Source organism: Vitiosangium sp. GDMCC 1.1324 (assembly GCF_003044305.1).
In the GTDB taxonomy this organism is placed as follows: Bacteria; Myxococcota; Myxococcia; order Myxococcales; family Myxococcaceae; genus Archangium.
On the sequence record NZ_PZOX01000031.1, the window covers coordinates 72,303 to 98,362 of the forward strand.

Annotated in this window: 20 protein-coding genes; 7 read left to right on the forward strand and 13 right to left on the reverse strand. The window is 69.4% G+C overall.

What is annotated here, in order from left to right; all coding sequences use genetic code 11:
• The first annotated feature begins 13 nt into the window (after nt 1-13).
• Nucleotides 14-514 carry a MarR family winged helix-turn-helix transcriptional regulator gene (locus tag DAT35_RS51750; RefSeq protein ID WP_233262209.1) on the forward strand — a complete coding sequence of 167 codons (501 nt, stop codon included), beginning with the start codon at nt 14-16 and terminating at the stop codon, nt 512-514.
• Nucleotides 515-618: 104 nt separating this feature from the next.
• Nucleotides 619-1,533: an SEL1-like repeat protein gene (locus DAT35_RS51755; RefSeq protein WP_108076894.1), complete on the forward strand. Its 915-nt coding sequence runs from the start codon at nt 619-621 to the stop codon at nt 1,531-1,533.
• Nucleotides 1,534-1,538: 5 nt separating this feature from the next.
• Here the strand turns inward: DAT35_RS51755 and DAT35_RS51760 are convergent, their stop codons facing one another.
• The 5 genes from DAT35_RS51760 to DAT35_RS51780 all read right to left on the reverse strand — a co-directional run bounded on the left by DAT35_RS51760 (nt 1,539) and on the right by DAT35_RS51780 (nt 6,644).
• On the reverse strand, nt 1,539-2,846 hold the full coding sequence (locus DAT35_RS51760; RefSeq protein ID WP_108076895.1) for a hypothetical protein: 1,308 nt from the start codon (nt 2,844-2,846) through the stop codon (nt 1,539-1,541).
• Between the two features lie 36 nt (nt 2,847-2,882).
• A complete protein-coding gene (locus DAT35_RS51765; protein WP_108076896.1) occupies nt 2,883-4,106 on the reverse strand; it encodes a BMP family protein in 1,224 nt (407 codons plus the stop codon).
• A gap of 42 nt (nt 4,107-4,148) precedes the next feature.
• Nucleotides 4,149-4,883: an alpha/beta fold hydrolase gene (locus tag DAT35_RS59565; RefSeq protein WP_158502237.1), complete on the reverse strand. Its 735-nt coding sequence runs from the start codon at nt 4,881-4,883 to the stop codon at nt 4,149-4,151.
• 128 nt (nt 4,884-5,011) lie between these two features.
• On the reverse strand, nt 5,012-6,103 hold the full coding sequence (locus tag DAT35_RS51775) for an isopenicillin N synthase family oxygenase (RefSeq protein ID WP_233262210.1): 1,092 nt from the start codon (nt 6,101-6,103) through the stop codon (nt 5,012-5,014).
• Between the two features lie 61 nt (nt 6,104-6,164).
• Nucleotides 6,165-6,644: a hypothetical protein gene (locus DAT35_RS51780; RefSeq protein WP_108076899.1), complete on the reverse strand. Its 480-nt coding sequence runs from the start codon at nt 6,642-6,644 to the stop codon at nt 6,165-6,167.
• Nucleotides 6,645-6,770: 126 nt separating this feature from the next.
• On the opposite strand from DAT35_RS51780, the gene DAT35_RS51785 reads away from it, so the two are divergent.
• The gene (locus DAT35_RS51785; RefSeq protein WP_108076900.1) at nt 6,771-7,757 is read left to right on the forward strand and encodes an acyl-CoA desaturase; all 987 of its coding nucleotides are present in this window, start codon (nt 6,771-6,773) and stop codon (nt 7,755-7,757) included.
• Here the strand turns inward: DAT35_RS51785 and DAT35_RS51790 are convergent.
• The 3 genes from DAT35_RS51790 to DAT35_RS51800 form a co-directional block, all read right to left on the reverse strand.
• Complete coding sequence (locus tag DAT35_RS51790) at nt 7,654-8,715, reverse strand: hypothetical protein (protein ID WP_233262211.1); 1,062 nt, start codon at nt 8,713-8,715, stop codon at nt 7,654-7,656. The two genes, DAT35_RS51785 and DAT35_RS51790, sit on opposite strands and share 104 nt — an antisense overlap.
• Before the next feature lie 38 nt (nt 8,716-8,753).
• On the reverse strand, nt 8,754-9,497 hold the full coding sequence (locus tag DAT35_RS51795) for a polysaccharide lyase (RefSeq protein ID WP_108076902.1): 744 nt from the start codon (nt 9,495-9,497) through the stop codon (nt 8,754-8,756).
• Between the two features lie 147 nt (nt 9,498-9,644).
• Entirely contained in the window at nt 9,645-10,832 is a 1,188-nt protein-coding gene (locus tag DAT35_RS51800) for a hypothetical protein (RefSeq protein ID WP_108076903.1), read from the reverse strand.
• 157 nt (nt 10,833-10,989) lie between these two features.
• On the opposite strand from DAT35_RS51800, the gene DAT35_RS51805 reads away from it, so the two are divergent.
• Together DAT35_RS51805 and DAT35_RS51810 are read left to right on the forward strand one after the other, a co-directional pair.
• Nucleotides 10,990-12,138, forward strand: coding sequence for a glycoside hydrolase family 5 protein (locus DAT35_RS51805; protein ID WP_108076904.1), 1,149 nt, complete (start codon nt 10,990-10,992; stop codon nt 12,136-12,138).
• Between the two features lie 133 nt (nt 12,139-12,271).
• On the forward strand, nt 12,272-15,433 hold the full coding sequence (locus tag DAT35_RS51810) for an FAD-binding and (Fe-S)-binding domain-containing protein (RefSeq protein ID WP_108076905.1): 3,162 nt from the start codon (nt 12,272-12,274) through the stop codon (nt 15,431-15,433).
• 76 nt (nt 15,434-15,509) lie between these two features.
• Here DAT35_RS51810 and DAT35_RS51815 read toward each other — a convergent pair whose 3' ends face one another.
• Genes DAT35_RS51815 through DAT35_RS51830 form a run of 4 tightly spaced genes read right to left on the reverse strand, consistent with a single transcriptional unit; the run spans nt 15,510 to nt 23,512 of the window.
• Nucleotides 15,510-17,045, reverse strand: a complete 1,536-nt coding sequence (locus tag DAT35_RS51815; protein ID WP_108076906.1) for a NuoM family protein — start codon at nt 17,043-17,045, stop codon at nt 15,510-15,512.
• Nucleotides 17,045-18,466, reverse strand: a complete 1,422-nt coding sequence (locus DAT35_RS51820) for an NADH-quinone oxidoreductase subunit L (protein WP_108076907.1) — start codon at nt 18,464-18,466, stop codon at nt 17,045-17,047. The genes DAT35_RS51815 and DAT35_RS51820 overlap by 1 nt, the downstream gene beginning before the upstream one ends.
• The gene (locus DAT35_RS51825) at nt 18,453-21,839 is read right to left on the reverse strand and encodes a YbcC family protein (protein ID WP_108076908.1); all 3,387 of its coding nucleotides are present in this window, start codon (nt 21,837-21,839) and stop codon (nt 18,453-18,455) included. Before DAT35_RS51825 ends, DAT35_RS51820 begins: the two co-directional genes overlap by 14 nt.
• A gap of 26 nt (nt 21,840-21,865) precedes the next feature.
• Nucleotides 21,866-23,512, reverse strand: coding sequence for a SulP family inorganic anion transporter (locus DAT35_RS51830; protein WP_108076909.1), 1,647 nt, complete (start codon nt 23,510-23,512; stop codon nt 21,866-21,868).
• Nucleotides 23,513-23,863: 351 nt separating this feature from the next.
• Between DAT35_RS51830 and DAT35_RS51835 the strand changes: the two genes are divergently transcribed.
• Nucleotides 23,864-24,472 (forward strand): RNA polymerase sigma factor, encoded by a 609-nt coding sequence (locus tag DAT35_RS51835; RefSeq protein WP_108076910.1) that lies wholly within the window; start codon nt 23,864-23,866, stop codon nt 24,470-24,472.
• Nucleotides 24,469-25,128: a hypothetical protein gene (locus DAT35_RS51840; protein WP_108076911.1), complete on the forward strand. Its 660-nt coding sequence runs from the start codon at nt 24,469-24,471 to the stop codon at nt 25,126-25,128. The genes DAT35_RS51835 and DAT35_RS51840 overlap by 4 nt, the downstream gene beginning before the upstream one ends.
• An 18-nt stretch (nt 25,129-25,146) precedes the next feature.
• Here the strand turns inward: DAT35_RS51840 and DAT35_RS51845 are convergent, their stop codons facing one another.
• Nucleotides 25,147-26,022: an alpha/beta hydrolase gene (locus DAT35_RS51845; protein ID WP_199243260.1), complete on the reverse strand. Its 876-nt coding sequence runs from the start codon at nt 26,020-26,022 to the stop codon at nt 25,147-25,149.
• Nucleotides 26,023-26,060: the final 38 nt, after the last annotated feature.

Here is a 26,060-nt window from a genome sequence, read left to right on the forward strand (position 1 = left end):
CAAGATGATCAGCATGCCGCGCCGGAAGGAAGCCGACACAGCGACCGTGGAGCTCGAGTCCCTGGACCTGGGGCACCTCGCCCTCTTCGTGGGGATGCGGGTGAACGACGTGGTCCTGGAGGAGATTCACGCGGCGGGCTTCACGGGCCTGCGCTACGCGCACGGGTTTGTCTTCCAGCACCTGCTCGGTGGCCCCCGGTCCATCAGCGAGCTGGCGGCGCTGCTGGAGGTGACGCAGCAGGCCGCGTCGAAGACGGTCGCCGAGCTCGAGAAGCTGGGCTACGTCGAGGAGACGGAATCCGACGATGCGCGCGTGCGGCGGGTGCGGCTGTCGGCGCGAGGACGTGCCGCCGTGGACAAGGGCCGGGCGGTGCGCGCCGGGCTCGAGGAGCGCTTGCGGCGCCGCCATGGGAGCCGTGCCGTGGAGGAGGCGCACAAGCTCCTGGCGGACGTGCTCGAGTCCCTGGGCGGCACGGAGGCCGTGCGGGCCCGGCGCGTCCGGTTGCCGCGCTGAGGGAATCCGGCGGAGGGAGGAACTCCCGGTCTCTTCGCGGGAGTGGGGATCCTGGGTATATCCCTCCTCCCACGACGGGCTCTCACGCCCGGGAGGACTTCCGCATGTTTCGCTCTGGAATCGAGGACGGCCGGCGCCCGTGGGTGATCGGTCTCACCCTGGCCATCACCCTGCTGGGAGCGCCCGGTGTCGCGCAGCAGGCGCCGAAAGAGGCGTCAAAGCCGGCGGCACCGACGAAGGAGGCGGAGAAGGCGGAAGGGTTCTTCGGCCATGAGGAGCTGGTCCGCCAGTTCAAGGCCCACGAGGCGGGTTGCAAGAAGGGCGACGCGATGGAGTGCTTCAACCTGGCGCTGGCGCATGCGCAGGGCGTGGGCACGGCCCGGGACGAGGCCCGCGCGGCCACCTTCTTCAAGAAGGCGTGCGACAAGGGCTATCAGGACGCATGCAACAACCTGGGCATCGCCTACGCGGAAGGCACGGGCGTGAAGAAGGATCCGAAGCAGGCCCTCGCCCTCTTCGAGAAGAGCTGCAAGGCCGAGGACGCGAAGGGGTGCTTCAACGCCGGCCAGGCCTACGAGTCGGGTCTGGGCGTGGAGAAGGATCCATCGCGCGCCGTCACCTCTTATGAGAAGGCCTGTGGCAAGGGGCACGCCGATGGGTGCTTCCGTCTCGGCATCGCCTACGCGAACGGGACCGGGGTGAACAAGGATCCGGCGCGCGCCACGACGCTTCTCTCACAGGCGTGCGATGCGGGGAACATGGCCGCGTGCAACAGTGCCGGTGTGTCCTATATGGCGGGCAATGGCGTGGCGCGGGACATGAAGCGGGCCGTCACGTTCTTCGAGAAGGCCTGCGGCGCGGAGGTGCCGGGCGGCTGTCTCAACCTCGGCATCGCCCACAAGAATGGCAATGGCGTGGCCAAGAATCCCGAGCGCGCCCGGGAGTTCATCCAGAAGGCGTGCGGGCTCGGGCTTGCTCCCGCATGCCAGGCGCTCGGGGCCGCTCCGAAGGCTCCCTGAGCCCGTCACTGAGGAGCGAAGTGCTCCCGCATCCACGGCTCGTCGAACACCTCCCGGACGCGCTGCCCGAACGCGTTGGGCCGTGGATCCGCCTTGGGGTGCGAGCGCTGGAAGCCGATCTGATAGAGCGTGGCGAGGATGTCGGGCTGGTGCCGGATGCCCCAGTCGGCGTTCGCCGTCTCCCATTGCGTCGCGTAGAGATCGAGCAGGAAGGCGCAGAGGGCGATGCCTTGCTTCGGGTCGAGCAGCGCCTGGACCACCTCGGGCTTGCGCGCAGCGCTCGAGATCACGGGGTGTTGGACCTTGCGCAGGCCCGGGGAGGGGATCCGCTGATGGGCATCTCCCTCGTCCGGCACGTCGCGATAGTGCTTGTTGGGCATGCCCGGCACCCCATCGCTCGCGCGGCGTATCCAGAGGGCCGTGAGCATCGTCTTGGGTTTGATCTGCGCCAGCCCCAGGGAGGGATCGAGCGCCTTGGAGATGAGCGCATGGCTCGTTGGATCCACCAGCCATGCTCCGGCCACGGTCTCCTCCAGCGCGGAGTGGAAGGGCGTGGTGTGCTCCCGCTGGATGACGAAGAGAATCGAAGCGACGAGGCGTGGGTCCACGTTGGCCCGGGCCGAGGCGGAGAGGATGTCGTCACGATGCGCGAGGAGCAGCTCGCGCGTGGTGCGCTCGGAGGGCCGCCAGACCGCGGCCAGACACATCAGGACCACCCCCAGCACGCCGAGCACCACGGCCACCCGGGAGAGGGCCGAGGACAGGAAGAACGCATCGGTTCTGGTCCAGCTCTCGGCATCACGCGTCCACCGGCGTTGCCGCTCGGCGATGGCGATGGGCATGAGGTAGAGCGGGAAGAGCGGGCTGAGCCCGAGGGCCGCGTACCAGGGGCCGGTCGGGTTCGAGAAGAGGTCCCGGAGGCCCATGATGAGGACGAGCCCCATGCATGCCGTGAGCAGGAGCCGGATCGGTGACCTCAGCGACTCACGCGGGATGGGAAGCAGGCGGCCGATGAGCCGAAGGCCCCAGTACCCGATGAGGAGGCTCCAGCAGAGCGCCGCCAGCCACACGGAGGACACGGAGCGGAGGAGCGCCGGCTCGAAGACGAGCAGGTACAACACCGGGTTGAGCAGCCCGTAGATCAGCTCCAGGGCGGTGTGGATCCACAAGCCCGGCTTCCGCGTGACGCTCCAGAAGTAGCCCAGGAGCAACAATACATGAGGCCCCAGGCATCCGAGCCAGAGGCCAAATGTGTAGATGAAGTAGGCGTCACCGAGGAAGTCACCCAGCTTCAACCAGAGGCTCGTGCTCATGCGCCGCGAGCATATCAACCGCTCCCCGGTTCCGGCTCAGTGGCTGCCGTTGCCCGCCTTGGCCGTCTGGAGCTGATCCGGGTGGGTGGGCACCTTGATGTCGCCGGAGATGATCTTCGCCTTCAGCTCCTCCAGCTTGCGCAGCGCCTCGTCCTTGCCGGGGAAGTCCAGCCGCACCGGGGCGTAGGCGATGCCACCTTCCTGGAGACCCAATGACAGATTGCCTCCCTGGAAGTGACCCTGCACCTGGTCGCGAATGGTCTCGTACACCACCAGGTCCACGCGCTTCACCACCGCGGACAGCACGGCCTTGGGCGCCAGGTGCGACGGGTCCGAGTCCACGCCGATGACGTAGACGGGCTTGCCCTCGTCGCGCGCCTCCTTCACCGCCTGGATGGCACCCAGGCCGTCTACGCCCGCGGCGGCGAAGACGACGTCCGTGCCCTTCACCAGCAGGTCCTGCCCCACCTGCTTGCCGAGGGCGAAGTTGGTGAAGCTCCCCGTGTAGTTGGCCACCACCGTGGCCTTGGGGTTGGTGGCGGCCACGCCCGCGCGGAAGCCCGCCTCGTAGCGCTTCACGAGCGGAATTTCCATGCCGCCCACGAAGCCCACCTTGCCCGTCTTCGTCACCAGCCCCGCCAGCGCGCCCACCAGGTAGCAGCCCTCCTCCTCGCGGAAGACGACGGTGCGCACGTTGGGCAGTGTGTACGGCTCGTTCTGGGCGGACAGCAGCGGGCTGTCCACCAGCAGGAAGTGCATCTCCGGATTGCGCTTCGCCGCCGCCTCCACCGCGTTCTCCAGCATGAAGCCCACGCCGAGCGACAGCGACACCCCCTGGTCCACCAGCAGCTGCAGGTTGGGTTCGTAGTCCTCGGCCACCCGGCTCTGGAGGACGACCGGGGTGATGCCGAGCGGAGTCACCTGGAGGTTGCGCCGCGCCTGGTCCTGCCCGAGGGAGTCCTGGATCGAAGCCTGGCGCTCCTCGGCGGAGGCGTCCTTGTACCCACCCTCCTCGTACTTCACGCCCGCGGCCCACACCTCCAGCCCGCGCAGGGCCGAGTCATTGAAGGCCTGGTCCCCGCGTCCACCGAGCCCCAGCACGAGTCCGATCTTCGGCTTCTGGGCGGCGGGCGGGGCGGTGGGGGCCGCCGCGGCGGTAGCGGGCTTCGCGGGAGCAGCGGGAGCCTCCTCCTTCTGACTCTTGCAGGCCGGCAGCAGGGACAGGGCGAGGAACAGGGCGAGCAGGGAGCGCAGGCGCATGGCCCTGTCCTAGCACGGTCCGTGCGGGTTTGCCGCCGTGCGTCAGGCCCGCGCCACGACGTCGAGCAGGGCCCGGGCGGTGAGCTCGGGCTCGGCCACCATGGCGTCGTGGCCGACGTCGATTTCACGGAAGTGGAAGCCGCGCTGGTGTGCCTTCTCGAAGAAGGGCGTCAGCGGGTCCGTGCCGAACGCCTGGATGAGCCCGTTGCGCTGGGTGCAGCGCACGTAGGTGGAGGGCAGGGGGCAGGGCCCTCGGGTCAGGTACAGGGGCTCGTTGAGGGTGCGCAGCGGATGGGGAACCCGGTGCGGTTGTGCCCAAGCCACGTCCTGGGGCCGGGTGACTCCCATGGCGTGGAGCGGGAGCGGCGGCAGGAGCCAGGCATCACCCTGGGCCTGTGAGAGCGACTGGAGCACGTCGCTGGTCCCCTCGGAGAAGGCCCCGCTGGCGGCCTGGCCGCTGTCCGGCAGGTGCGCGTCCAGATAGACCAGGTGCCGGAGCCGCTCGGGCACGCGGTCGGCCACCCCGGTGATGACCATGCCGCCGTAGCTGTGGCCCACCAGCACCACCTCGCGCAGGTCCTCGTACTCGAGCACGTTGAGGATGTCCTGGATGTGGGTGGCGAGTCCCACTTCCCGCGTGAGCAGGTGGTGGCGCTCCCCCGCGCCCGTGAGCGTGGGGGTGGCGACCTCGTGGCCGGCCTCGCACAGCAGGCGCCGGACGCGCTTCCAGCACCAGCCTCCGTAGAACGCTCCGTGGACCAGGACGAATGTGGCCAAGGTTCCCCCCTCCGGTGAGGTTGTCAGCACAGACGCCGATGCCCATCCGGGCGAAGCGTTGCGCCGGGTCGTCCATTCCCCAACTGCCGGGCTGTGGCCTCGTCCGCGGGCCCTGGAATCATTCGCCGCTATGCGCCCGCGCGCATGCGGTTGAGCCGGTCGTAGTGGCGGTAGCCGAGCTGGTCGAGTGCGCTCGTGGGCGCCAGGCCGATGTCCACCAGGGTCTTGATGTCGTACGTGCCCGCGAGCACGGGCGGCGCGTAGTTCTGGATGGCCTCGGGGGTCCGGAACTTCGAGAGCGGGAAGAGCACCGTGCTGGTGTGCACGTGCATGAAGTGGGCGGCCGACTGACGCTGCCAGCCGGGCACACCGGGCGCGGTGATGACGTGCGGCGTCGCGAGGAACGTGCCGCCCGTGAGGATCTCCAGCTGCTGGCCCACCTGCGCGACGATGCACCCCGCGGGCGCGGTGCCGCGCACCATCTGCCCCTTCGGGTCCTCGGGCGTTGCGCGCGTGCGGAGGTAGAGCCCGCTCTTGTCATCCGGCCCGCTCTTGGATGGCTGTCCCTGGGGATCCAGGAACCGGCCCCCGGGCAGGAGCGTGAGCAGGTTGAAGTCCGTGTGCTCCTCGCCCCAGAGGATGCCCGTGTTCACCTGCGATGGGCCGAGCGGCAGGTACTGCAGGGCGCGCGTGACGTGCGGACCCCGCTGGCAGGCGTCCGTGAAGGTCGTCTCCGGCAGCCCGAGCGCCACCGCGGCACCGCGCAGCAATTGGAGCCCGGCCTCGTGGAGCGACCGGCCGAGCGTGAGGAGTCCCTCCTGGAAGTACGGCGGCGCATCCGAGGGCCACACGTTCTCGGGGTAGATGTGCGGGAACTCGAGCGCCGAGCTCTCGTCGGTCGGGTAGGGCGCGGCGAAGTAGCACTCCTTGAAGTCCGGCTGGCCGTTGCTCGCGACGGCCACCTCGGTGTTCGGAGGCGTCCAGCCGCGCTGGTACCAGATGTCCGCGCGGCCGTAGGGCCGCTTGGCCTCAAGCGGCCGGGCGACGAACTCGCCAAACGCGTCGTAGTACCGGGCGAGCGCCTGGGCATCGACACCGTGGTTCTTCACGTACACGAGGCCGAAGACACCAAAGGCCTCCCGGAGGGCCGCCGCGCCGCGTTCGACGCGGGCGGGGTCGTTCGACGAGAGGTCGGTGAGGTCGACGGTGGGAATGTTCATCGGGGTCTCTGCCATGGCGACCCCAGGTGTATCGCGCCTCGCCTTTCAGAGGAACACGCTCTCAGTAGAGAGGCTCATCTCCTTCGAGAGGCAGCGGTTCGATGGGTTGCTGGAGGTAGTAGCCGCCGAAGGGGGTCTGCACGAAGTCATAGCCATAGGGCCCCCCCTGCAGGAGGTAGTAGCCGCCGGGGGGCGCCTCCTGGATGTAATAGCCCTCCGGGAGAACCTGGGCGCCATTGTCGCCACCGAGCGGCTGCTGGAGTTGGTAGGTGCCGTAGAGCGGTTGCTGGAGCTGGTAGGTGCCGTAGAGCGGTTGCTGGAGCTGGTAGGTGCCGTAGAGCGGCTGCTGGAGTTGGTAGGCGCCAGCGGGGGGCTGCTGGAGTTGATAGGCGCCAGCGGGGGGTTGCTGGAGTTGATAGGTGCCGGCGGGGGGCTGCTGGAGTTGGTAGGCGCCAGCGGGGGGTTGCTGTTGGGCGCTGGCTGTTCCCGCCACTCCCCACGACACCGCGGCGATCGTGGCTGCCAGGATGCTCTCGCGCATGTGTCCTCCCTCTTTCCGCGATGCGCACCGCGGTCACAGGTTGATCTATCCACGAGGGGGGCCACCGAGAAGCGTTCGGCCCGCAACCGCGGCCACTTCTTCCGGTACTGCCGGGCGGAGGTGGCCATGTCTGGTGCGAACACGATGGGTTCAGGAGACGGGCGGGTGCGGTGGAGCGCGGGGCGGTCGCTCTGGTTCGGACTCATCACGCTGGTGGCGCTGGTGGGGGCGGTGCCCACGTTCACCCTGTCGGCCTTCGTGCTCTTCGCGGTGAGCACGGCGCTGACGCTGTGCGTGGGGCATTCCGTGGGCATCCACCGGGGGCTCATCCACCGCTCCTACCGGGTGCCCTGGTGGCTGGAATACACGCTCACCTACCTGGGAGTGCTGGTGGGCCTGGGCGGACCTCGAGGCCTGGTGCGCATGCACAACACGCGCGACTTCCACCAGAACCAGCCCGACTGCCACGACTACTTCGCGCATCGCCAGTCCGCCTGGCGCGACTACTTCTGGAACCTGCACTGCCGCTTCGAGTTCGCCCGGCCCTTCGAGCCCCGCCTGGACGCCCGAGTGGAGGCGGATGCCTTTCACGGCTTCCTCGAGCGCACCTGGATGTTGCAGCAGTTGCCCTGGGCGGTGTTGCTGTGGGCCCTGGGGGGACTGCCCTGGCTGGTGTGGGGCAGCTTCGTGCGCGTGACGGTGAGCACCACCGGTCATTGGCTCGTGGGCTACGTCACGCATCGGAGCGGCTATCGCGACTGGCACAACGCGGGAGCGGCCGTGCAGGGATTCAACAGCCTGCTGTTCGGCGCCCTGAGCATGGGGGAGGGCTGGCACAACAACCACCACACCTTCCCGCGCTCGGCCCGGCTGGGCATCCGCTGGTGGGAGCTCGACCTGGGGTGGGGGTTCCTCGCGCTGCTGCGCGCGCTGGGGTTGGCCACAGACATCCTCCTCCCGGGTGAGGGCACGCGCGCCCACCACGCACGGCCCCATTCCGAGGGTGGACTCATTTCGGCCAGAACGTCACCGCCCGCGCGGTCTCCGAGCTCCAGACGAGCTTCCTGCCTCGGTACATGCGCGGATGTCCGCCGGAGTCCGCGAGTGACATGAGCAGGAAGGGCCCTCGGGACTGGATGCTGATCAGGTCGTTCGCGCGGTAGGTGAAGCCGGGGAGTGGGATGGCCTTTCTCTTCTCCACCCGCCGGAGCAGGCCGGTCGCCAGCAGTCCGTCGCCGAAGGGCGTGCCCCACAACGCCAGCGTGTTGCCGCCGCGCTCGAGCCTGACCCACTCACCATCGGGCTGCTCAGGGGTGAAGGCATACAACTGGTCGAGCACCGCATCGTCCTCGATCTCCTCGGGGGAGATGCGTGGATCCAACGAGCGGCTCGCGCGTTCACCGAGCTCCTTGCGGAGCGCGAGGACCCCGGTACCGCTGCTCTCGTTGGTCGCCTTCACGTCCAGCCGTGTCCACGCTCCCCCCTGCCAGGTGAAGGCGTGGGCCAGCAGCGGGTGCCCCCTGCTGTCGAGGTCGAACAGGATTCGGGTGCCATCGACCTCCACCGCGCCCGCCCGCTCCTGCTCTGGCGTGGGTTTCTGGATGCTGAGCCCGAGCAGCCGGCCTCCGGCATCGAAGCCGAACTCGATGAGCTCGCCCGAGGACGGCAGGGGAAGCTCCTCGACACCTCCCGTGACCAGGTCCACGAGGAACAAGCGGTCGCGGAAGGCGGAGGAGGGGAACTTCTCGGGGTACGTGGGCCTGCCCACCACGGGGGCACTGACACCGCCTCGCCAGAACCGCACCGCGCCGCGCTTGCCATCCCGGCTCAACGCGGTCGCTCCGCCCTGGCAGTCCACCGCGAGCTTCGCGAGGACCTGGCGCGCCGAGGAGAGGGGCTCGAAGCGGGCCCACTCGCAACCGTCGCCCGAGGGCTCGAGCAGCGAGAGGGAGGCATCCGTCACGGGGGGCGCCGGTGCCGCGGTCCCGGCGGGGCGTGTCTCCTGCGCGAGGGTCGGAGCCGCGGGAACGAGCAGGAGCGTGGCGAACAGAGAGGCGCGGAGTGTCTTCACGATGCCCGCCATCCTCTCACGAAGGCAGGCTGGACAGGTCAGTTGGTCGCGGCGGTCGTGGTGGGGGGGAGCACGTCCGCCAGATCCGTGGCCACGGTGAAGCCGTCGTGGAACACTACGCCCTCGGGCGCGATGGTCGCGTTCCGGTAGAGGCCCTGCTTCACATAGACGCCCTGGCCCGGGTACAGCGTGGCCATGGGCGTGAGCGGAACGACCAGCTGGCCATTGTGGTACAGCTCCACGAAGCCCGCGTTCGGGTCGGAGCTCCACTTCACGTGGACCACGAAGTCGTTCCAGACGCCGCGCTGCAGAGGGGTCTTCCACAAGTCCTGCGCCCGCTCCCCGCCCACGCGCATCCTCATCTCCTCGCCCATGACGTAGAACTCCATCGGCGGCGAGCCGTTCAGCCCCGTGTGGTGCCACTGGGTGAAGACCTGCCACGTGTTCTCGCTGGGGTAGCTCTCGTCGAAGAGCGTGCTCCAGCTGTAGTACCGCTCGGCCCCTTCGGCCCTGCCGTCCAGGAGCGAGTCGTCCATGTAGACCAGCTCATTGCGGTTGCCGCTGGCATGGATGGGGTTGTCGCCCTGGTTCACCTGCGCGCGCAGGGCGTAGGTGCCCTCGCGCACCCGGTCGGTCTCCACGAGGAGCCGGTTGCTGCTGACGCTCTCCTCCTTGCTCCACTGCGAAGCGTTACCCGTCTCGAAATCGCCCTTCCACAGCACACTCGCGCTCGCCATCGTGGGGAGCAGCAGGAGACCGGAGAGCATCCAGGACTTCTTCAAACGGCGTTCCTTTCGTTCGAGTTGAGTAGGGGGGACAACTCGCGGCACCGGGAGCTTCCGCCCTGCTCGTCTGTCCCCTCTCGGTGCATGCCGCCCGCCTGCCCTCCGGCGGGGGCTGGGAGCCTCGGGTTTCTCCTCCGGGGAGGCTCAGGGCCTGCCCGCGAGTGCCTTCACCTCGTACGCGTCCGGGTAGGACCGGAACGTGGCCTCCAGCTGGCCGGGCGCGAGCCGCCCATCGCGCAGCAGACCCAACAGGAAGTCCTCATATCCCTTCCAGGTGGACCAGTCCCGGACGCGCCGCAGCTCCTGGTACAGGATGAAGGCCACCACGTGGATGCCGTCGTCGTGGCGCGCGAAGAACTGTGCGCCCGTGAGGGACTCTCCGGTCTTCGTCCGCAGCAGGCCGAGCCGCTCCGCGTTGAAGACGTCGATGGCTTCGGCGCAGTCCTCCTCGGTGAGGCCCTCGGGCGTGGTGTAGCCGAAGGCCGGGTCGTGCTCCTTCACCAGCCGTTGGAAGAAGGGGTCCCGCTCCATCGCGGACAGTCCCGTGTGCAGCTCCCCCGTGCGCGTGAAGGGCGGATGGAGCAGTTCGTGGAGCGCCGTCTTCACCGTGACCTCCAGCGGATAGGTGACGTCCGTCACGAAGCGCCAGCCCGCCACCCGGATGCCGTGAGGTTTGGCGTAGCGCAGCACGTAGGCGGTGATGCCCTCGGTGGGCAGACGGCGCCCCAGCACTTCCTCGTCCAGGGCGATGACGTCGTAGGCCGAGAGCCGCGGCTGGCTCTCCTCGATGAAGCGTTGGAGGGCGGGCAGATCCTCCTGGGTCCACGTCTGGGCGAAGCCGATGTCCCGTAGGTAGCGCAGGAGGACGCGCAGGTCCTCGCGCACGTCGTTCATCTCGGAGAAGTCCTCGCCCTCACCGTAGGACGTGGCGAGATAGGCCTGCCGCAGCCGCCCCCACGCGGCATCGTCCTCCACCGTGCGCACGAGGTCCTCCAGCGTGGCCACCTGTGCGGTGGAGAAGACGAGCATCAGCTTCGCGGGCACCACCTCGCCCGCCTGTACCTTCAGACGTTGGGTGAGGTGCTCCAGGGCACGGCGCTCGGTGGGGCCGAGCCTCTCCGAGAATCGGCGCGCGGCCTCCGGGTAGCGGGTGACGTAGAACGGGTCATCGCGCAGCAGGTTGACGACGGCCAGGGCATCGAAAGCCTGGGAGGGCTCGAGCGTCCAGTGTGTCCGCGGGGCCTGGGGCGCGACAGGGCGCGTGGAGCCGATATGCCGCGCGCAGCCGGCCATACCGAGCGTCAAGGTGAGCAGCAGGAGGGGAACTCGCATGTTCCCATTCACGCATGGTGGCGGAATCGATTGCCGCGATACAGCGAGGGGAGAAGGTTCCACGAGCCCCGTCGGGAAACCCGGTTGGACAGCGCATCTCGGCGAGCACTACGGTGGTGGCCCAGGTGGGTTCCCCTCGCTCGAGGAGTGATTGCCAATGCGCCATCTGCTCATCCTGGGACTGTTGTTGAGCTCGGCCTGTACCGAGGTGTCGCGGCCGGCAGGCGATGGCTCGGGTTACCTGCACACGCAGGGCAGCCGCATCCTGGACTCCTCGGGCAAGGAGGTGCGGCTGACGGGAGTGAACTGGTTCGGGTTCGAGGGCCCCTCCCGTGTGCCCTATGGGCTGCACCAGCGCTCGTTGGGGAGCGTGCTCGATCAGGTGAAGTCGCTCGGCTACAACGTGCTGCGCATTCCCTATTCCAACGACATCCTGCGCCCGGGCGTGTCTCCGGATCCAACCTATATCAATTACAGCACCTACAACCCCGAGCTCTCCGGGCTCACCTCGCTCCAGGTGCTCGACAAGCTCATCGACGGGGCTCGGGAGCGAGGGCTGCGTGTCATCCTGGATCGCCATCGTCCGGACTCCTCGGGCCAATCCGAGCTCTGGTACCGCAGCAACCGCGCGGCCGAAGAGGCGGTGTGGATCGAGGACTGGAAGACGCTGGTCCGGCGCTACAAGGGAGACGCGACGGTGGTGGCTGTCGATCTGTACAACGAGCCGCACGGCGCGGCGACCTGGGGCGACGGCAACCTGGACACGGACTGGCGGCTGGCCGCGGAGCGTGTGGGCAATGCCATCCTCGAGGAGAACCCGCACCTGCTCATCATCGTCGGGGGCATCGAGGTCCACGAGGGGCAGTGGTACTGGTGGGGCGGCAACCAGCGAGGGGCGCGTGCTTTTCCCGTCCGGCTGAGCGTGCCTGGGCAGCTCGTCTATTCCACGCACGATTACCCCGAGAGCGTCTTCGCCCAGCCGTGGTTCAAGGACAAGGCGTCCACCGGTTACCCCGCCAACCTGCCCGGTGTCTGGGATGCCACCTGGGGTTATCTGGCGAAGGAAGACATCGCGCCCGTGTTCGTGGGCGAGTTTGGCTCGAAGCTGGAGCTGCCATCGGATGTGCAGTGGATGCAGACGCTCACGGGCTACATCCGGGACAACCGATTGAGCTTCACCTTCTGGTGCCTCAATCCGAACTCGAGCGACACCGGCGGGCTGCTGAAAGAGGATTGGGTGACGGTGGAGCAGGCCAAGCAGAACCTGGTTGCGCCCTCCCTGGCCCCGCTCCTCCCACCGCCGTGAGCGTCGCCGGTGGGACGGGCGGGCGAGCGCGCGCCCCGGGTCTCGCCTGAGCCCTTCCTGGGCGCCGGGTGCCTAGCTTCACTCCCGTGCCCGCACGTCGCGAGGCACCTGCTGGACGGGGGAGGAGCCAGGCATGCGGCCCATGGACGCCATCCAACGCACCCTTTCGAAGGTCTCACTCAAGCGGCCGGGTCCGCGCTCGCTCCCAGGCTCGCAGGGCAGTGATGTCACGGTGGATGTGCGTGGCCTGGAGGCGGAGCTGCGCCGCTCCGTGGAAGGCGAGGTCCGCTTCGACGATGGCAGCCGCGCGCTCTACGCCACCGATGCCTCCAACTACCGCCAGGTGCCCATCGGCGTCGTCATTCCGCGCAGCATCGCCGACGTCCTCCAGACCGTGCGCGTCTGCCGGCGGTACGGCGCCCCGCTGCTGTCGCGCGGCGGCGGAACCAGCCTCGCCGGACAGTGCTGCAACGTGGCCGTGGTCATCGACTGGATGAAGTACCTCGACAAGGTGCTGGAGATCGACGCGGGCACCAAGACGGCCCGCGTCCAGCCCGGCACCGTGCTCGATACCCTGCGCAACGAGGCCGAGAAGTACCACCTCACCTTCGGCCCGGACCCGGCTACCCATGACCACTGCACGCTGGGCGGCATGCTGGGCAACAACTCGTGTGGCTCGCACGCGCAGATGGCCGGGCCCGTCTCCCACAACGTGTTGGAACTGGACGTCCTTACCTATGACGGCTTGCGCCTCAAGGTGGGTCCCACCTCCGAGGCGGAGCTCCAGGCGCTCATCCGGGCCGGCGGCCATCGCGGTGACATCTACCGCAAGCTGCGCGACCTCCGGGATCGCTACGCGGATGAAATCCGGCGCCGCTACCCACGCATCCCCCGGCGCATCTCCGGCTACAACCTCGACTCGCTGCTGCCCGAGCACGGCTTCAATGTGGCGCGCGCCCTCGTGGGCTCAGAGGGCACGTGCGTCACCATCCTCGAGGCGAAGCTGAGGCTCGTCCACAGCCCGCCGCACCGGGTGGTGGTGCTGTTCGGCTACCCTGACGTCTATGAGGCGGCGGACCACGCCGCCGAGTTCTCCGAGCGGTTCAAGCCGCTCGCACTGGAGGGGCTGGACCAGAAGCTCATCCATTACGTGCTGCTCAAGGGCGACATCACCCGGATGGAGTCCCTCCACCCCAAGAGCTCGCACGCCGAGTTCGTCCGCCTGCTTCCGGAGGGCAAGGGCTACCTGATGCTCGAGCTCGGCGCGGACACGAAGGAGGAGGCGGTGGAGAAGGCGCGCGAGGTGATGGACACCGTGAAGCGGGAGCGCCTCGCGTCCACCATGAAGCTGTACTCGGAGATGAAGGACATCGAGCACGTGTGGAAGGTGCGCGAGTCCGGACTCGGAGCCACCGCGCGCGTGCCCGGTCAGCCAGACAACTGGCCCGGGTGGGAGGACTCGGCGGTGCCTCCGGAGAAGCTGGGCGATTACCTCCGGGGCGTCCGCAAGCTGTACGACAAGTATGGCTATGACGCCTCGCTCTACGGCCACTTCGGCCAGGGGTGCCTGCACACCCGCATCAACTTCGACCTCGTCTCGTCCAAGGGCTTGCGCGACTTCCGCTCCTTCATGAGCGATGCGGTGGACCTGTGCGTGTCCATGGGGGGCTCGCTGTCGGGCGAGCACGGCGACGGCCAGGCGCGTGCCGAGTTCCTCCCGCGCATGTTTGGCCCGGAGCTCGTGCGCGCCTTCCGCGAGTTCAAGAGCATCTGGGATCCGCTCGGGAAGATGAACCCGGGCAAGGTGGTGGACCCCAACCCCATCGACCAGGAGTTGCGCCTGGGCCGGGACTACAAGGCGCGGACGTGGAAGCCCCGGACGCACTTCCAGTACCCGGATGACGACGGCCGCTTGCACCGCGCCACCGAGCGCTGCGTGGGCGTGGGCAAGTGCCGGCGCGAGAGCGGCGACACCATGTGCCCCAGCTACCGGGTGACGAAGGAGGAGAAGCACACCACTCGAGGCCGGGCGCACCTGCTGTTCGAGATGTTGCAGGGCGAGGTCGTCAAGAAGGGCTGGCGCGACGAGAACGTGAAGGAATCGTTGGACCTGTGCCTGGCGTGCAAGGGCTGCAAGGGGGACTGCCCGGTGGAGGTGGACCTGGCCACGCTCAAGGCGGAGTTCCTCTCGCATTACTACCAGGGGCGCCTGCGCCCGCGGCCCGCCTACGCAATGGGCCTCATCATGTTCTGGGCCCGAGCGGCCATGTTCGCGCCGGGGGCCGTGAACTTCCTCACGCAGCATTCGCCGAGCAAGGAATGGCTCCAGAAGCTGGGCGGCATGACAACGGAGCGGAAGATGCCCCGCTTCGCCCCCGAGTCCTTCCAGCACTGGGTGGCGCGCCGGCCGGTGTCGCGCGGCAAGGGCCGGCGGCGGGTGATGCTGTGGCCGGACACCTTCAACAACCACTTCTTCCCGGAGACGGCGGCGTCGGCGCTGGAGGTGCTGGAGGACGCGGGCTTCGAGGTGGTGGTGCCCCAGGGCTTCCTGTGCTGCGGCCGGCCGCTCTACGACTTCGGCATGCTGCCCACGGCGAAGTGGTTGCTGCGGCGCACGCTGAAGAGCCTGCGCAAGGAGATAGAGGACGGGGTGCCGCTCGTGGGGCTGGAGCCGAGCTGCGTGTCCGTGTTCCGCGACGAGCTGCGCAACCTCTTCCCGGACGCGGGGCTGGCCGAGCAGCTGAGGCGGCAGACGTTCCTCTTCAGCGAGTTCCTCGACAAGTATGCCCAGGGCGCGCACCTGCCCCGCCTGGAGAAGAAGGCGGTGGTGCATGGGCACTGTCACCACAAGTCGCTCTTCCAGCTCATCGATGAGACGTCCCTGCTGGACAAGCTGGGCCTGGATTATGAGGCACCGGAGACAGGCTGCTGCGGCATGGCGGGCTCGTTCGGCTTCGAGGCGGGAGAGAAGTACGAGATCTCCCAGAAGGTGGGGGAGCGCGTGCTGCTGCCGAAGGTGCGCGAGACACCCAAGGACACGCTCCTCATCGCCGATGGCTTCAGCTGCCGGGAGCAGATCGCCCAGAACACGGATCGCCAGGCTCTGCACGTGGCGCAGGTGGTGCGGATGGCGAAGGCGTATGGGGCCTCAGGCCCCTCGGGCGAATACCCCGAGCGCGGCTGGGTGACCAATGGCCTGGGCAGGCCTCCCCCGCGCTGGGGCCTGCGCATGGCCGTAGTGGGGGTGGGACTGCTGCTCGGTGGCCTGCGCCTGCTGTCCCGGGCTCGCGAATGAAAACGGGCTGGAGACCCGAAGGACTCCAGCCCGCCATTCCATTCGAGACTTGTTCAGGGAGTCCCGCTCCGCTGCCTCACGGCTCGGCGTGGGCTCCAGCGGAGAGGCTCTCTCCGTGAGCCGCTGCGGAGGGCGGGGCCACGCGCTCCACCAGTGACTCCACCTGGGACTCGCGCAGGCGGAGCAGCGGCCCGGGCATCAGCCCGCCCAGGAACACCAGCGCGAACATTCCGAGCGCCGCCCACCGCTCGCGCGGCAGCAGGTCCTCCACCGTCTCCAGCGCGGTCGCATGTCCGTGGGCCGGCGCCCCGAGGAAGGTGCGCTGGAAGGCTCGGAAGAAGGTGATGCCATTGATGGCGGTGGCCAGCAGCATGGGGAGCGCCACCAGCGGGTGGGCCCCGAGGACTCCGTGCAGCAGCAGGTCCTCGCCCACGAAGCTCATCGTCCCCGGGAAGCCCAGGCTCGCGAAGCCCAGCAGGAAGAAGAAGGCCGCCATGCGCGGGCTGCGGCGCACCAGACCGCCCAGCCTCGTCATGTCCGTGGTGCCGGTGCGCGCCTCGATGGACCGCACCACCAGCTTCAGTCCCGTGAGCGCGATTCCGGCGGCCACGCTCTGCAGCAGTGCTCCGGCGATGCTCTGGGTGTTCCCCATCGCCAGCCCCGTCAGCAGCAGGCCCGCCTGGCTCACCAGCAGGAAGCCCACCATGCGCCGCAGGTCCACCTGCGCGAGCGCCAGCACCGCGCCGTAGAGCGCGCCGCACAGGCCCAGTGCTGCCAGCAGCGGTCCAGCGTGGGTCCACTGCGCCGGCAGCAGGGGCATCGCCACGCGCACCAGCAGGTACAGCCCCGCGTGCACGTTCACCAGCAGCAGGCTCAGTCCGAAAGGCCCTCGCGTCATGAGGACGGGCAGCCACGAGTGGAAGGGCACGGCCGCCATGCGCACGACCGCCGAAAGCAGCAGCAGCCCGAAGAGGGCCTGCTGCCATGAAGCCGGCACCCCACGCGCGACCAGCTCCGTCAGGGCGAAGGGAGTCTCCGCTCCCGCCCGCCAGCCCGCCACGCCCACCATCACCGTGGCCGCCACCAGCGGCAGCGTGCTCGCGAGCATGTAGGTCCGGAAGGTGCGCAGCGCTCGTGCCTCCGGCCGGGCCCGGGCACTGCGCGAGACGAGCACGCTTCCCGGCACCAGCGCGGCGATGAAGAAGGCGAGCATCAGCGCCAGGTCCTGCGCGCAGAAGAAGCCCAGCGTCGCGCTCTCGGTGAGCAGCAGCACGGCGAGCGTGCTCCGGTCCATCGACTGGCGCGGCCCGGCCGCCACCAGGCCCAGGGTGAGCAGCGCGGTGAGCGGCAGTGCCAGCACGCTCGCTCCGTCCACGCCCATCCGGTACACCATGCCGAGCAGCGGCACCCGGAACCACGACTCCAGCAACTGCGGCCCCGGCTGTCCGCTCCGGAAGAGGAGCACCCCGGCGGCCGTCAGGGCCAGGGTGAGTGCCGCCACGCCCGTGGTCACCTGCCGGGCCCGCGCGGGCTGACGCACCCACCGCAGCGCCACCGCGCCCAGTGCTGGCAGTGCCACCAGCATCGAGAGAAGAGGAACGGTCGTCTGCATCACACGGCTCCTGTCGACTGGCCGCCCGACGACTGCTCCGCGGGCCGCATCTCGGGCTGCTGCTGGGGAAGCGTCGGCTCGTTGCGCGGCATCCACCCGCTCAGCGCGCCCACCCAGCGCCGCTCCATCCTGTCCATCCACTGGCCGCCGCGAAGCAGCGGTCCCATCGCCCACCGCTCGTGCAGCACCTCCAGCGAGAAGCGCTCGAGCGCCAGACGGTAGAAGCGCCGCAGCAGGCCCTCGGGCAGCACCTGGTGGGCCACCGCGACGCTGGGAGGCTTCGCCGCGCGCAGGGCCGCACGCCGCGCCTGCACCTCGCGCAGGGCCGACGGCGCCCGCAGCAACTGCAGGCACCGCAGGCACGCGTGCGCCACCAGGTGCACCAGCGCCAGCCGGTACAGCCCCAGGCCCACCTCGGCGAACATCAGGCCCACCTGCGTGAGGACGCCATAGGCCAGCGAGCTCTTCACGTCCGTCTGCACGCGCCACACGAGCGTGGCGTGCACGGCCGTCAGCAGACCCACAATCACCAGCGCCGCGCGGGCCACGGGCGCGCTCTCCAGCAGGGGGGCCACGCGCAGCAGCAGGTACAGACCCGCGTGCACCGAGAGCGCACCGTAGAAGAGGGCGCTCGAGGGCGTGGGCCCCTCCATGGCTCGGGGCAGCCAGCTGCTGAAGGGCAGCTGCGCCGACTTGCCCATGGCCGCCAGCATCAGGCATAGCGCCAGCACGGTCGCTGGCACCACGCCCAGCGCCACCGCCGGTCCCGGCCAGGCCCTCTCTCCGAGCGCGTCCGCCCACTCGGCCGAGCCCGCGAAGTGGTGCAGCAGCACCGCGCCCACCAGCAGGCCCATGTCACACAGCCGGTAGATGGTGAAGGCTCTCAGCCCCGAGCGCACCGGCGTCGCCCGCTCATGGAAGAAGCCGATGAGCAGCGCCGACGTCAGGCCCACCAGCTCCCAGCCCACGAAGAGCAGGTCGATGCTGCCGCTCTCCACCAGCAACAGCATCCCCGTGGCGAACAGCGCCAGCAGCAGGAAGAAGCGCGCGAAGCCGGGCTCGCGGTGCAGGTAGTTCACCGAGAACCACCCGATGAGCAGGGTGATGGCGCTCGTCAGCACCATCATCGTCGCCGACAGCCGGTCGACGAAGAGCGACACCAGGAAGGAGTAGTCGCCAGCGGAGAACCACCGGCCCACCTCCACCTCCAGCACGTCCTCGTGGTGCAGCAGCCGGCTGGCCGCCGTCACCACCGAGCAGCCCAGCGACAGCCACAGCGCTCCCAGGACCCACCGCGCCACCGTGCGCTCGCTCGGCGTGCGATGCACGAGCATCACGCCTCCCAGCACCAGGAAGGCCAGCAGGGGCCAGAGCGGCACGGTGGCCGCGAGCCACCCCACCTCGAGTTCAGTGAACGGCATGGACGGGCTCTCCAGAATGCGAGGGGACGCGGCGCGAGGCGGCCGGGCGTCCCTGGGATTTGTCGATCAGCGCCGGAGGCAGGAAGTCCCGGTGCCCGCGGTACCACTCGGGCGAGGTGCCCACCACCGGCAGCGGCTTCTGGGACGGGGTGACCGGCTGGAAGCCCCGGGGCGTGAAGCGCTGCTGCTCGCCCGTCACCGGGTCCACGCTCACCAGTTGCACCCACTCGTTGCCGATGAGCTCGCGCAGCATCGGTTGGCGCGCGTAGATGGCCGACAGCATCGCCACGCTCGCGTCCACGACGATGAGCAGGCGCACCGGCTCGTGGATTTCGATCATCTGCCGCGGCAGCCCCGTGCGCAGGTCGCTCTCCACGCCATCCATCACCCCGAGCATGCCGGTGAGGTTGTGGGGCAGCTTGGTGCCGGAGCCGTAGCGGTCGTTGTCGACGCAGGAGAAGTAGTACTCCAGGTTGATGCCCGCACCCACCGGGCCCGCCGCGAGCAGGATTCGCTCGAGGATGGTGCCGTTGGCATCATCGCGACTCGGGTCGTACGAGACGAGGAAGGCGCGCCGATCCAGGAACAGGCCATGGGTGAGGGAGCGGCGGCCCACGATGCACGCGGCGTTGGTGACGTGGCCGAGCTCGGGACGGGCCTGGCTGAGGTCCGCCGCGCGCTCCTCCACGTGCCGCAGCGCAGCCGTGGGGGAGATGCTGAGCGGAGCGGACTCGAAGCGCCGGCAGCGCTCGTGAGCGGACAGGGTGCGCGCGGTGTCCATGACCCCGCGCAGGGCCGCGAGCTCACCGTGCAGGGCCGCGGGCAAGGTCTCGGTGTCGTAGAGCACCACCTCGTCGGTGGTGGTGTTGTGCAGGCCTCCGATGAACCACGTGGTGTCGGGGATGTGGATGCCGCGCTCGCGCAGCTTCGCCCGCACCTCGGGCCGGTTGGCCATCTCCGCGAAGAGGCGTGCATTGGGGCCACCGTGGCGCCCGCCGCAGGCCCCGCAGTCATAGGCGGACTGGTGCGGGTTGTTGACGCTCACCGCGCCGTGCCCCAGGAACACCACCAGCGGGGCGAAGCCGTCCACCAGCCCCATGTTCTCCAGCGTGGCGGCCACTCGCGCCGTCTTCTCGGCGATGGTGAAGCCTCTCGCCTTCTCGCTGACGGCGGCCGTGGCGGCCTGCTCCTGCTCGCGCAGGCTCGCGAGCCGCGTGCGTGGCGCGGGCAGCATCTTCGCGGCGAGCGCCCGGCGCATCCGGCTCACGGTGAGCGGGAAGAAGATGTGCAGGGGCAGCAGCAGCGCGGAGAGCAGGCCCAGCAGCGGTGTCAGCAGCCAGCCGAGCTCCAGCGCGTGCGTGCCGTTGTGCAGCCCGTGGTCGAAGCGGGCCCACAGGGCGCGCAGCCGCGCGCGGGCCTGGGCCAGGTGCCCGTGCTCCGGGTGGGGGTGCTCCTCCACCACGTGCGCGGGGGTGACGACCACGGGGCACAGCGAGACCAGCTTCGCGTCGTCCAGGCCCTGGTAGTCGATGGCCACGCCGAAGAAGCCCGCCACGCCGAACGTCTCGTGCCGGGGATCCAGCTCCTCGAAGTGCCGGCGGATGGCCTCCTCGCGGTCATCGATGCAGAAGATCGCCTGGAAGCGTGCGTCCTTCACCGTGCGTGCCGACTCCGGACGGAGCCGGTTCTGCGCGAGGCCCTGGAGGACGTCCATCCGGTAGTGGTGCTCGTAGGCCTCCTGCCACACACGACGGCGGGCGTGCTCGTCGAACGCCTCCAGCCAGGCGAGCAGCGCCTGACGCCGGGCCAGCGGGAAGTCCGCCACCTCCATCGCGGAGAGCCCCGCGAGCTGCAGGAGCTGGAAGAGACGCCAGCTGCCCTCCTCCGCGGCCCGCTCCAGGGCCGGAGGCTGGTGGGCGGTGGCGCGCCGTGCGTGCTCCATCAGTCCCGAGAGGGGCCCCCGGTAGTCCAGCCGCCGCCGGGCCACCGCGCGCAGCGCATGGCGCTCGAGGGTGAGGCGCACGGCGAGGAAGTCCATGAGCCGCGCGGGAGGCGCCCCGGCGGGACGATCCGCGGGGGTGTGCTCCAGCCGGTGGAACATGCCGGCCCACCCGGGCAGCGCGAGCAGCACGCGGGTGAGGTAGGGCTCCCACTGCGCCTCGGGGACGCCGAGCTCGTCGAGCGCGGCGAGCACCACGTCCCGTGCGGAGCGCTGGGCGTGCTCGGCCTGCTCCAACTCCTTCTCCAGTCCCTCGAGCCAGTCCGGCAGCACGCCGAGTCCCGTGCGCTTCAGGGCGGACCAGGCGGCGTACAGCCCGTGCTCGCGGCCGGGCATGTTCCAGTGGGACACGCCCTCGTCCAGGAAGGCCGAGCAGGCGCGGATGAGGTGCGGGTGGACCAGGTCATTCACGTCCTCCCCGGTCGCCGTCCGCAGCACCTCGCGATGGCTGCGCACCGCCCCGGGCTCCACCGTCTCCCCGGCCCCGGTCTTCGCCGGGAGCAGTGGAGCGCGGCAGGCGGCCCAGAGGGCGCTCACGGCGAAGGGCTCGGGCTGACGCTCCAGATGCTCGCGCAGTGAGCGCAGACTCCCATCTCCACCGAAGGCGGCGGCCAGGGCGTCCATGACGAGCGTCGCCTCGGCCCCGAGCCAGCCCTCCACGGTGAGCACCGTCGTCCCACCGAGGCGGGCCTTCACCCGCTCGAGGTAGGCCGCGGCGCGCGCGTCGGGGATGCCCAGACGGCGCAGCGCGGCCTCGGAGGCCATGGCCCGGTGGGGCTCGGCGGCGGCGGCGCGGACGGACGCCTCCATCGAGGGCTCCAGCAGGGCCACCGCCAGGTCGGTCATCGTCCAGTCCCGTCCCACGCGCTCCATCCACGCGCGCAGGCCCTCGGTGGAGCGCTTCAGCAGGCGCTGGCGGGCCGCCTCCGGCACGTCGGGCCGGAGCCGGTACGAGGCGGACAGCTCCGCCAGGCGCCAGCGCAGGGATGCGGCCGTCTCCTCGGGCAGGGGGTGGAGCAGGGCCAGCAGCTCCAGCTCCATGCGCGAGAGCGACACCGGCGCCATGTCCACCTGCGTCTCCCCCGCCTCACGCTCGGCCAGGGCCGCCTTCAGGTCCTCGTCGGTGATGCGGCCGCGCCGGTACAGCTCGCGGTAGCGCGACTCGGGAAGGTAGGCCTCGGTCTCGAACGTGGCGCTCGCGGTGGCCAGCGCCTCGTGGAAGGGCAGGTGCTGGAAGGCGTGCAGCGTGTTGTGGTGCACGAACACGCCAATGGGACCCTGCGCCGGCAGCAGGTGGCCCGCGTGGGCCAGGACATCGCTCAGCCGCTGGCCGCGGTCCGCCGCGGGCGGGGTAGGGGAGGGGGAGTGGCTCATGGGTGTCTTTGGAAAACGGGTTCAGCTCAGGAAGAAAGTCCCAGGGTGCTCTTGGGTCCCTTCTTGCGCGCGGACAGCGGGTGCGCGGAGAGGCTGCGGTGCTGGTCGAGCCCGCGGATGTGCAGGTGGCGGCCCTCGCGGGAGAACTCACCCTCCAGCTCGTGCAGCCGCTCCATCACCGTGTGGTCCACCAGCTTCGCGTCCGTCAGGTCCACCTCGACGTGCCGCGCCTGGGCGTGCCGCGCCAGCTGCTTCTTGAGCTTCAGGAAGTTGGTGAAGACGGCCGCGTGCCGCACGCGCAGCACCACCTGGCCTCCGGCCTCGTGCTCCTCGATGAGGGGCCGGAAGAGGCCAGCCACGGGCGCGCCGTTGATGAGGTGCACCACCACCTTCAGGACGATGCCCGAGGCCACGCCCACCAGCAGATCCGTCGCCAGCGTCACGCCCAGCGTGAAGGTGAAGATGAGCAGCTGCTCGGCGCCGATGCGGAACGTCTTCACGAACTCGCTGGGCGAGGCCAGCCGCACGCCCGTGAAGATGAGCATGGCGGCCAGCGCGGCCAGCGGAATCCGGTGGATGAGCATGGGCGCGAACGCCACGAACAGCAGCAGGAACAGGCCGTGGAAGAAGTTGGACAGCCGGCTCTTCGCCCCGTAGCCGATGTTGGCCGAGCTGCGGACGATCTCCGAGATCATCGGCAGGCCTCCCAGCAGGCCGGCGATGAGGTTGCCGGTGCCCGTGGCGAGCAGATCCTTGTCCAGGTCCGAGCGGCGCTTCTCGGGGTCCAACATGTCCACCGCCTTGGCGCTCAGCAGCGACTCGATGCTGCCCACCAGGGCGAACATGGCGATGTACTTGATGGAGACCGTGGAGAAGACGGCGGAGAAGTCCGGGAAGGTGACAGCTGACATCAGGTTGCCCGGCAGGTTCACCAGGAACTTGGGCCCCACCGTGAAGACGTCACGCGAGAAGCTGAAGGTGTGCTCGTGGTCCAGATCGAAGTACAGGCCCATGGGCACCGCGAAGAGCAGCACCAGCAGCGGCCCCGGTACGCGCTTGAGGATCGCCACCCGCTTGGAGAGCGCCGCATGGCCGAAGAGGAGGGCCAGGCTGACGACACCGATGATGGCGATCTCCGGGTTCATCCTCGCCACGCTGTGGGGAATCTCCGCGAGCAGCGGCAGCGGCTCCTTGGCCGTCGGCGCCACGCCCAGCAGCGTGTGCGCCTGCTTGGAGCAGATGATGACGCCGATGGCCGCGAGCATTCCGTGGACCACCGACGAAGGGAAGAAGTCCCCCAACGTTCCGGTGCGCAACACCGCGAAGAGGATTTGAACGATTGCTGCCACCACGATGGTCGCCAGCGCCCGGCGGTAGCCGAGCTGCCCATCGCCCGCTCCCAGCTCCGTCACCGCGCCCAGCGCGATGACGATGAGGCCCGCGGCGGGCCCCTTGATGGTCAAACGAGCGCTCCCCAGCCACGAGGAGACGACACCGCCGATGACCGCGGTGAGGATGCCGGCCACGGGCGGAAATCCGCTGGCCATGGCGATGCCCAGACACAGGGGCAGGGCGATGAGGAAGACGAGGAAGCCGGAGACGATGTCGCTCTTCCAGGTGGAGCGCTCCGCCGGCTCGGCACCGGAAGACGAAGGGGTCTGCTGCGGATGCATGGGGGTCGAACCTCCTGATTCATGCAGGCCGCTGTCCGCTGAGCGCAGCGCCTGCCATACGAAAACGGAGGGACGGAACGAGCCACACGCGGGTTCCCGCACTCACTATTTCTGAATGTTTTGCGGTTTTGGCTGCTTGCTGTGTTTAGAAACGAGCAAGCCATGTCTGCCTTGCCCTGCAGGCGGCTTCTCATCGGTTGGGAAGTTGGTTGAAAGGTTGGCGTGGCTCGGATGTGGACTCGAAATGAACGAAAACGAAATTCGGGAACCAGCGCGCGGGTCATTCCATCTCATGGACAACGTCGTGACACAGCGCCGTGACAAGCGCGGTACGCCCGGGGTGGATCGGTGATGAGCGGGGGCGTGAGCAGTGCAAAGGATGAGCTAGGCGGGGAGCGGGCGCGCTTCGAAGCGGAGGTGGAGCCCCTGTTGCCGCGGCTTCACCGGCTCTGTTTGACCTTGTGCCGAGACAAGCAGGAGGCGGAGGACTTGCTTCAGGACGCCCTGGTACGTGCCTACCTCCATCAAGACAGCTATCAGCAGCGGGGCTCCTTCTTTGGCTGGTTGTGCGGCATCGTGCGCAACCAGTTCATCGAGAACCGGCGCGCGGTGGCCCGGCGCCGTTCGCTGCTGGACTCCGTGCTCGAGGGCGCCACGTCGGTGCTCGGCTCCCTCTTCACGGGAGGGGTGGAGCAGCCGGATCCCGAGGCGCAGGTGTGCCAGTCGGAAGAGGCGGAGCTGATGATGCGCTGCCTGCACACGTTGCCGGAGAAGTTCAGATTGGTGGTGCTGCTCTGTGACGTGGAGGAGCTGGGTTACGAGGAGGTGTCGGAGGCCCTCGGCATTCCGATGGGGACGGTGAAGAGCCGCCACCACCGCGGACGCGCCCAGTTGGGAGAGTGCTTCCGGGCCCTGGTGGCCCAACAAGCGCAGATTGTCAGCGCAGGAGGTCGTCCATGAGCTCGAACGATGGCAAGAACCTTCCGCCGCTGCCCGAGGAGGCCCACTCCGCCCTCTCCGCGCTCCGGGGTGAGCGGCCCTCCCCGCGGTTTCAGCACCGCCTCCAGACAGCGCTCCAGGCGGCCGAGGCAGCCCGAGCCTCTGGCGCGGCTTCCCGGTCGGGGTGTCGCAGGGGATTCCTCATGCGCACCCACGCCTATCATCCCCAGGCCCGGATGCTCATGGGGGCGGCCCTGGCCATCGCGCTGCTCGTGGTGGCGGGGCGGATGGATGGGGTCGACGGTCTGGGTGGAGGCACGGGGGTCTACCGGGAGGAGTTTCCGTCCCGGCAGGTCTCCTTCCGGCTTCCCGGGGAGGGGGCGGGCTGGCTGGAGCTTCCCTGGAGCCGGAGCGTGCACTCCGGCGAGCCGGCCATGGTCCGCCTGGAGACTCCCGCCGGGCTCGACTTCCACCAGCACACCCGGACTCTTCCCTCGATGCAGCTGGTGGGCTGTGACGCCGAGCGCTGCATCCACGAGTTCACCGCCGACACCGGGGCGACCGCCGAGCCGCTGCGCGTGCGCATCGACAAGCCCGGGCGGTACGAGTTCCGGCTGTGGCACATGTCGGACGTCCGGCACGTGCACGAGCGCTTCGTCGTGGTCGCGGACCACTGAGCGCGGGACCGCGGCCGCTCAGGCGGTGCTCACGCTCCGGGGCCGGGCCGTCGTCGGCGCGTGCGACAGCAGGAACTCCTCCACCCGTTGCAGCACCTGCTCGTGGCCGGGGTCGTTGTGGGGCTCGTGGTAGCCGCCCGGCAGCACGTACAGCGCCTTGTCGGGGAAGGTCACGGACTCGAAGAAGCGGCGGGTGCCGGCGGCGGTGTTGATGCGATCCTCCTCGCCGTGCAGCAGCAGCAGCGGCACGCGCAGGTCCGTCGCGTGGGCCTTCACCCAGAGGTTGGCGTCGATGGCCTCCGCGGCCCAGCGCGCCGAGCACTTGCGGTGGACGAGCGGATCCTCCAGGTACTGGGTGACCATCGCGGGCTCCCGGCTCAGCGCCGCGGGCTCCAGGGGGACCTCCAGGCTGAAGGTTGGCCAGAGGCGCGAGAGGATCCGCGCCGACGCCACCATCAGCGGGGTCGCCACGCCCACGGACTCGAAGGGGGGTCCGCTGATGATCGTCCCGCTCAGGCCCTCCGGGTGGCGCAGCACGTAGTCCAGGACGATGAGCCCTCCCATGCTGTGGCCGTAGATGAAGAGGGGACGGCCGGGCTCCCGGGCGGAGACCTTCTCCAGGAAGGCCTTCACGTCCTCCCGGTACTCCGCCCACGACAGCAGGTGTCCCCGCTGGCCCGGGGAGCGCCCATGGCCCCGCAGGTCGATTGCGTAGACCGCGTGGCCTCGTGCCACGAGGTGGTGGACGATGTTCTTGAAACGGCCGCCGTGCTCACCGATGCCATGGACGATGGCCACCACCGTGCGCGGCTCTCCCGGGGGCCGCCACACCTGGGCGTACAGCTTCAGTCCGCCCGTGCTTTCGACAGTCTCTTCCGCGTGCTCCATCACCATTGCGGCCATCTTAGGCGAGCACGCCGGGTTCGGGGGAT

Bases quoted from the DNA above. Each gene is read 5' to 3' on its own strand.
- DAT35_RS51750 (WP_233262209.1), top strand. From the start codon at position 14: ATGCCGCGCCGGAAGGAAGCCGACACAGCGACCGTGGAGCTCGAGTCC.
- DAT35_RS51755 (WP_108076894.1), top strand. From the start codon at position 619: ATGTTTCGCTCTGGAATCGAGGACGGCCGGCGCCCGTGGGTGATCGGT.
- DAT35_RS51760 (WP_108076895.1), bottom strand. From the start codon at position 2,846: ATGAGCACGAGCCTCTGGTTGAAGCTGGGTGACTTCCTCGGTGACGCC.
- DAT35_RS51765 (WP_108076896.1), bottom strand. From the start codon at position 4,106: ATGCGCCTGCGCTCCCTGCTCGCCCTGTTCCTCGCCCTGTCCCTGCTG.
- DAT35_RS51775 (WP_233262210.1), bottom strand. From the start codon at position 6,103: ATGAACATTCCCACCGTCGACCTCACCGACCTCTCGTCGAACGACCCC.
- DAT35_RS51780 (WP_108076899.1), bottom strand. From the start codon at position 6,644: ATGCGCGAGAGCATCCTGGCAGCCACGATCGCCGCGGTGTCGTGGGGA.
- DAT35_RS51785 (WP_108076900.1), top strand. From the start codon at position 6,771: ATGTCTGGTGCGAACACGATGGGTTCAGGAGACGGGCGGGTGCGGTGG.
- DAT35_RS51800 (WP_108076903.1), bottom strand. From the start codon at position 10,832: ATGCGAGTTCCCCTCCTGCTGCTCACCTTGACGCTCGGTATGGCCGGC.
- DAT35_RS51805 (WP_108076904.1), top strand. From the start codon at position 10,990: ATGCGCCATCTGCTCATCCTGGGACTGTTGTTGAGCTCGGCCTGTACC.
- DAT35_RS51810 (WP_108076905.1), top strand. From the start codon at position 12,272: ATGCGGCCCATGGACGCCATCCAACGCACCCTTTCGAAGGTCTCACTC.
- DAT35_RS51815 (WP_108076906.1), bottom strand. From the start codon at position 17,045: ATGCAGACGACCGTTCCTCTTCTCTCGATGCTGGTGGCACTGCCAGCA.
- DAT35_RS51820 (WP_108076907.1), bottom strand. From the start codon at position 18,466: ATGCCGTTCACTGAACTCGAGGTGGGGTGGCTCGCGGCCACCGTGCCG.
- DAT35_RS51825 (WP_108076908.1), bottom strand. From the start codon at position 21,839: ATGAGCCACTCCCCCTCCCCTACCCCGCCCGCGGCGGACCGCGGCCAG.
- DAT35_RS51830 (WP_108076909.1), bottom strand. From the start codon at position 23,512: ATGCATCCGCAGCAGACCCCTTCGTCTTCCGGTGCCGAGCCGGCGGAG.
- DAT35_RS51835 (WP_108076910.1), top strand. From the start codon at position 23,864: ATGAGCGGGGGCGTGAGCAGTGCAAAGGATGAGCTAGGCGGGGAGCGG.
- DAT35_RS51840 (WP_108076911.1), top strand. From the start codon at position 24,469: ATGAGCTCGAACGATGGCAAGAACCTTCCGCCGCTGCCCGAGGAGGCC.
- DAT35_RS51845 (WP_199243260.1), bottom strand. From the start codon at position 26,022: ATGGTGATGGAGCACGCGGAAGAGACTGTCGAAAGCACGGGCGGACTG.